Raw genomic sequence first — 6,596 nt, 5'->3', positions numbered from 1 at the left:
GTTTTTTTTCTGTGAATGCCAAATCCTATCTGTATAAGGGGTTCAGCTTTTTGTCCCTGGGTATTAGTCAAAGATAGAGCCCTAATCGCACTTTTTTTGGGGTTGATGGCTTACGGAATTTTTGCTGGTGTCACTGTAGCTAGGGGAAACAGATATCGATTTTGCGTTAATTACTGAGGGAGAAGCCGTTTGAGACAATGGCTTTGATTAGTAGATGGTCAGTGTTGGACTTATATATTAGGTTGAACGGATGATGCTCTATGTTCTCAGTGGCGAAATTGAGGCTAAACTAACGGATATTTTCATCAATCAAGGCCCCTATTATGATTAATGATGCTGACAACTCAGAAATTCAAGCCGAATGGGATTTACTCAATGATCTGTTTCTGAATGATCTACCATCTTCCTGGAATCCCTATACAGTGAAGGCTGAAGCCTGTTTTTTAGATCAAAATGCTGAGGATTCCCTAATGGCCGCATTTACAGAGGCAGAATTAGTGGAAAGATATCAACGGTTTATGAACCAAATTAATCAATTTTGGCCAGCAACCCGATTGAAAACGTCTTTATTACGGAATTTTGCGGAACAAATACCTGATGAGTTGTTGAATCGTTTAGCACAGGCAGCTACCCGAATGAATGAAGAGGTTTCTTCGCGAAGTTTGTCCTTAGCTGATCAATTAGTGCAGTGTGTTCAGGAGTTATTGCCCCAATGGTCAGAGGAGGATTTGCAGGTTTTAGCCCGTCCTTTTGCTTATGCAATGCGAGGAGCAGAAATGGATGGGGATGGGGTAAGATCGAATTCGACTATCCTGAAAGAAACGAGTTGGTCTGAGTTGTCCGAGATTGAACAAGCTAGAACCTGCTTTGTGATCACTCGTTATGCGTTATTGGAGGTTTTTTCTGCCCAGGAAACCTCTTGACCTCGCTTTTTGTTAGCTTAGGATCGGCAAATTTTATTTTTTTTGCTCAAGCCCCTAGTCATTTTTTTGATCTTGTGCTAAATTAAGAAATTGTACGGCGAGCGTAGCCAAGTGGTTAAGGCAGAGGATTGTGATTCCTCCACTCGTGGGTTCAAGTCCCATCGTTCGCCCTTAGAGTATATGGTCTGTTCAGGCCGAGTCGGGATGAGTTTTTTCCCGGATTTAACTAAGTTGGAGCAAGAAGTCCGGTGTTCTAAGCCATAGGGATGTGCTGTGTGGATGGCAGCCAAAAAACAACTGATTACAAAAGTGTTATAGATTGTTAATTGTTTACGAGTTCCTAAACCTTCATGGATTATTTGTTGGGGCTAATTTAGGTCAAGAAATTAAATTCTGATATTGCCCACTATATTCTATTGCAACTTCAAGAAAAAACAGTTTTTGATTTAGATGAAGTTGAAATTTATGGCGACAGCATCTCCCCTTCCAGCAAAGTTGTTTTTTTATAATCTGGTTTAATCTAATAAATCGTTAGATTTGTCCAAAATCTGATTAAAGAAACTGGAAACCAAAGAAAGTACAATTGAACCAAATAATGCTGCCCAGAAGCTAGAAATTGAAAATCCGGGAGTAAAATACGCCACTAAGGAAATAGAAATGGCATTGACGACGAATAAAAATAAACCTAAAGTTAGAATGGTTAAAGGCAGGGTAAAAATGGTAATAATGGGTTTAATAATGGCATTTACTAAAGCCATAACAACCACTCCAATGGCGGCAGATTGCCAACTGCTAATGGTAAAACCAGGAACAATATAAGCTGTTACTCCGAGTGAAATTGCCGAGATTACCCAAGTGACAAAAAAATTGAGCATGGATTTTTCCTGAAAATGAAAGTTAAGGTCTAGGTTGTTTTTAGGAACTTGTTATTCTAAAACAACATCCTTATAGACAATTTATTTTACATGATTATATCAAAATTGGGCACTGGAGAGGCTAACATAATTATAAAGGATTTGATTGTAAAGTGGAGCAGTAAACAGATGATCAGACTTGGGAAATTCATCGTTTTAATAGTGGCTACAATGCTATTGGTTTTTCCTGTAGCCTCCTGGGCGGCAAAAAATCCAGCCCATCTATTTTTTAATCATAGTTTGCTACAGGGACGGGATTTTTCTAATCAGTCCTTACCGGCGGCGGAATTTGCTAATTCCAATATGGAGTTAGCAAAATTTGATCATTCAGATTTAGAAGGCGCTATTTTTAGTAAGGGGATTCTAACTAAAACCAGCTTAAAACAAGCAAATTTAACTTATGCAATGTTAGATCAAGCTGATTTTACCGAAGCTGATTTAAGTGATGCGGTGTTAGTTGAAGCCTTATTTTTAGGGTCAACATTTCGTAATGTTAAAATTATCGGTGCTGATTTTAGTGATGCCATATTAGACCGAGAACAGATTAGACAATTGTGTGAAATTGCCAGTGGAGTTAATTCAGTCACGGGAGTTGCAACTCGTGATTCTTTGGGCTGTAGATAAACTTGATAATATTTAGGGAAATAATCCTTTTTTGATCAAGGATCATTGGGTTATTTCCCCTTTCTTGGACACTAGATATAAAACCATTATTTTTTGATTAAATCAACAATAAACTCCCCGATTTAGGAAATATGATTCAACCCAAAATCATAGTTTAACTAAACTAATTTAGTTGCTTTAATCATGTGATAGGCAATTAACAGTTGAGTTAAAGCTAGAGGATGGCTTTGTAGTGTTTCTCCGGTTGTACCTGTTAAAATTCCCAAATTTTGATTCCCTCCAGAACTACAAAAATTTTTCAAACTCGGTAATTCATTACAAAGCATCATTTCTAATGCGTTCACCTGTTCTAAGGTGGCGTGGCTATCAATTTCTAGGACATCTACTGGTTTACCCATATCTCGATCTAATCCTAGACGTACCGCTTCAATATGATGACCATTTTGTTGCTGTAAAATTTCACTGAAATCTGGGTGGGGAATGGTCGGACGCAAAACTAAACGAACGTTCAAATTAGTTCCATTTTCATCACCATCTGGATGATAAAAGGTAACAACCACATCGGCTGATTTTCTTTGAGGACGAATAAATGCTTCTGAGTCAGGTTCCCTTTGTTTTAAGGCAAGAACTACATCTTCTTCGCTGTAACCCCGTTTCATTGTATCTCGTTTAATTTTCCATTTACTGCGTAGGGATTCAGGAGGAGCTAAATACACTTTAACATCATAATTATCCCGAACTCCACGAGTAGAATAACCCAGTAAACCTTCGACAATTACAAACCGATTGGGTTTAATATATTCCGGTGCATCAAAAGTTCCATGATGATGATTATAAATCGGTTTTAAAATGGGTTGTCCCGTTCTTAATAAAGTTAGATGTTGTTGCATAATATCCAGATAATTACAATCTGGATTTAAGGCAGTGATATCCATTTCGGCACGTTGTTTACGATCATAACGATGATAATCGTCGGTACAAATTACCGTTACATTTTCTTCACCTAAGACTTGAGCAATTCCTCTTGTTAAGGTTGTTTTTCCGGCGGCACTGTCTCCAACAATTCCTAAAATAATCGGTCGATGTGTCATCTTAAACCTCAAGCTAAAAGGGAAATCGCGATGTTTTAACTCGCGACAGAAACTCGACTCACAGTTTTTAAACTGCCTCCCCTTTTTGGGGAATAAATAGAAATTAGACTAATATTAGCATGATGTATGCTATCTGATAAAATCATACTGATCAATTTTCCTATATTTGATCAGAAGATATTTCTGGCGATGAGGGTGGGTCAATGGTCAGTGAAAATTGCAAAGACGCATTAAATGTTGAACCATATCCCACTTGACTTTTCAGTAATTGTAAATCTCCTCCCATCATTTTACAAAAATGACGGCTAATTGCCAAACCCAATCCCGTCCCGCCGTATCTACGGGCTGTTGAATTATCCCCTTGAATAAAAGCTTCAAAAACATACTTTTGTTGTTCTTCAGGAATGCCAATACCTGTATCTTTAACACAAAAATTAATCTGATAATGCTCAGAATTAGAGGTTAAATCTTCGGAATTTACAGCCTCGTTTGGGAGATTAATCGTTTCACGAGTTATAGTTAATGTAATTTGACCTTGCTGTGTGAATTTGGCGGCATTACTAAGTAGGTTAAAAAGAATTTGTCTTACCTTCGTTGAATCGGAATAAATAATATTTAAGGCAGAATCGTAATTTAGGGTTAAAGTATTTCCATTTTGATTCACCAAAGGTTTAACTGTAGAAACAACACTCTCAATTAAATCTTTTAGATCAAAAATTTCTAAATATAGTTCCATGCGTCCGGCTTCAATTTTTGACAAATCCAAAATATCATTAATTAAAGATAACAAATGTTTTCCGGCTGTATTGATCATTTCTAAATCAGTAACAAATTCATCCTGACCTAAATCTTTTGCGTCTTCAGCCAGCATTTCACTATAGCCTAAAATAGCGTTTAAAGGTGTTCTTAACTCATGGCTCATATTAGCTAAGAATTGGCTTTTTGCCAGATTAGCTGATTCTGCTAAATCTTTTGATTGCTCTAACTGCTGAGTGCGTTGATAAACTTGTTCAATTAAGTAGTTAACTGAGTTGGCTAAGGAATAGATTTCATGAATATCTGTCTGAAAAGGAACCCGCAGATTATAGTTAGATTCCTGTGCCACTTGTTCAGCCAATTTCTGCGTTAAACTTAAAGGTTGAGTAATTGATTTGGTGGTTTTTATAGCTGCGAAAATAGAAATTAAAACGGATAAAAATGCACTAATTACAATAATTAAATTTTGTAAATTTCGAGCATTTTTCATCGAAATTTCACTCATTTTTTCCTGTTTTTGTGATTTTTTTAACCAGTCTTTTAATTGATCATTTAGCTTTTCTAAGGCTTGAATGGATTGCTGATCAGATAATAATTTTAATGATTCATAAACCTCTTGATTTTTTGAATTTGATGATAAATTAGGTGAGATTTGTTTTAAAGTATTAACGGTTTTAACATAATTTTTTAAATTATCTTTATAGATTTTAAAAAATGATTTTAATTCAGTAGAATTTGCCACTAACCAGCTTGGATTTTGATCGATAAAATCGTCCATATTAACCACAAGCTGTTCAATTTCAGTTAGGTTCTGATTGATGTTTTTTTTATCCTGATTCCAATTTTTAGGCTGTTCTGCGGAAGATATTAAGTGATAACTCTGCAATCGTATATTAATAACTGCTGTATTAAAGTGATTAAACAGTTGTACTTGTCGATGAGCATCAGATAACTGATAATAGGCTTGTTTTTGGTAAATATCCGCCAGTAGTAATCCCGTGATTGAACCAATAAAACCAATAGCAATAGCCCAAAAATAGCCATAACCAATTTTTTGATAAATAAACGAACGATACTCTGAATGCTTTTTCCGTCGAAAAGGATTGTGTTTTTTGATGTAACCCTTCAAAAAATTGGCTACAAAAATTTTAGTATCTTGGTTCGTTGTGTTAGATTTTAAGTCTTCAGATGGCATCAGCCTATACTCCTGTTCCCTCCTGTGTTACGTTCGACTAAAGAACATTTTCTTGGTTCATTTTGTTAAACCTTAACCCTTAAATTTTAAACTCCTAGAACACTGTATGGGTTTGACATGACCCATTTTCGTTTCAGGGTGTGACCCCCAAATTACAATTGTGACACGGTTAAGCGTCCCTGATAGTGATAAAGCCAAGGAAATTTCTGAAGAGTCCATAATTGAACTTTTTTCGGTTGACTTAAACAACCTCTACTGATATAGATACTTTCTATTTTAGGTTATCGGTAGTCTAAAATGTTAGATTCTGGCGTTTTTCTACCCCACACGGGCGCTATATAGCGCCCGCCAAGGCAGTTAGGACATAGAATAGGAGCAGCTCTGTTTTGACGTTGTGCTTGCCCCCCTATGGCTAAACCTTATAGTTACAACTTGCGTTCAAAAGTGATCGCAGCCATTCAACAAGATGGTATGAAGAAAAGTGAAGTCAGTCAACTGCTCAATATCAGTCGGAACACGATTGACTTATGGTTGAAGCGACAAGCTGAAACAGGAGATTTCAAAGCTCTGCCTAATCGACCACCTGGTAATAACCATAAAATTACAGACTGGGATAAATTTCATCAGTTTGCTAAAATTTATGGGGATAAAACTCAAGCGGAACTGGCTCAACTCTGGGAAGATAAAATTAGCGAGCGCACTATTTCAAGAGCTTTAAAAAAAATTGGTTTCACACGAAAAAAAACTTATGGTTACCAAGAACGAGATGAAACTAAACGGCAAGATTTCATAGCCCAATTGTCAACTTTGCCAACTATTGTACTTACCACCCTATTCACCTGATCTTAACAAGATTGAGAACTGTTGGTCGTGGTTAAAGAGTCGAATCCGTCATCAATTAACTCACTTTGATTCCTTACGAGAGGCAATTGAGAATGTACTGCGTCTTGTGTCTTAACCGCCAAGGCAGTTAGGACACAAGACGTATCTTGGAACCCAGACGGTGAAGTGATTTCCCCCCTGTTCCCTGTTCCCTGTTCCCTGCTATACTTATTCAGCAAGCCCTAATTACAAATAAATTATAAATAATTAC

Annotated in this window: 5 protein-coding genes, 1 tRNA gene and 1 pseudogene; 4 read left to right on the top strand and 3 right to left on the bottom strand. The window is 36.7% G+C overall.

Annotated features, from left to right (window positions below; translation table 11 throughout):
- The first annotated feature begins 323 nt into the window (after positions 1 to 323).
- Together AC559H_RS13455 and AC559H_RS13450 are read left to right on the top strand one after the other, a co-directional pair.
- Positions 324 to 923, top strand: coding sequence for a hypothetical protein (locus tag AC559H_RS13455; RefSeq protein WP_036834217.1), 600 nt, complete (start codon positions 324 to 326; stop codon positions 921 to 923).
- A 97-nt stretch (positions 924 to 1,020) separates the two neighbouring features.
- Positions 1,021 to 1,093 (top strand) — tRNA-His (locus tag AC559H_RS13450).
- Between the two features lie 345 nt (positions 1,094 to 1,438).
- On the opposite strand, the gene AC559H_RS13445 is transcribed toward AC559H_RS13450, so the two are convergent.
- Positions 1,439 to 1,798 carry a phage holin family protein gene (locus AC559H_RS13445; RefSeq protein WP_026785734.1) on the bottom strand — a complete coding sequence of 120 codons (360 nt, stop codon included), beginning with the start codon at positions 1,796 to 1,798 and terminating at the stop codon, positions 1,439 to 1,441.
- Between the two features lie 210 nt (positions 1,799 to 2,008).
- Between AC559H_RS13445 and AC559H_RS13440 the strand changes: the two genes are divergently transcribed.
- A complete protein-coding gene (locus tag AC559H_RS13440; protein WP_233423017.1) occupies positions 2,009 to 2,461 on the top strand; it encodes a pentapeptide repeat-containing protein in 453 nt (150 codons plus the stop codon).
- Positions 2,462 to 2,619: 158 nt separating this feature from the next.
- Here the strand turns inward: AC559H_RS13440 and AC559H_RS13435 are convergent, their stop codons facing one another.
- Positions 2,620 to 3,552, bottom strand: a complete 933-nt coding sequence (locus AC559H_RS13435; RefSeq protein WP_026793329.1) for a phosphoribulokinase — start codon at positions 3,550 to 3,552, stop codon at positions 2,620 to 2,622.
- 160 nt (positions 3,553 to 3,712) lie between these two features.
- On the bottom strand, positions 3,713 to 5,503 hold the full coding sequence (locus AC559H_RS13430) for a sensor histidine kinase (RefSeq protein ID WP_051319875.1): 1,791 nt from the start codon (positions 5,501 to 5,503) through the stop codon (positions 3,713 to 3,715).
- 408 nt (positions 5,504 to 5,911) lie between these two features.
- Here AC559H_RS13430 and AC559H_RS13425 point away from each other — a divergent pair.
- Positions 5,912 to 6,461: pseudogene (locus AC559H_RS13425) on the top strand (transposase).
- The last annotated feature ends 135 nt before the right edge of the window (positions 6,462 to 6,596 follow it).

The sequence above is a fragment of the Planktothrix prolifica NIVA-CYA 540 genome, from assembly GCF_963864145.1.
GTDB classification, from domain to species: Bacteria; Cyanobacteriota; Cyanobacteriia; order Cyanobacteriales; family Microcoleaceae; genus Planktothrix; species Planktothrix agardhii.
The sequence above is the reverse complement of the archived record's forward strand: the minus strand, read 5'-3'. Positions and strand labels throughout refer to the sequence as shown.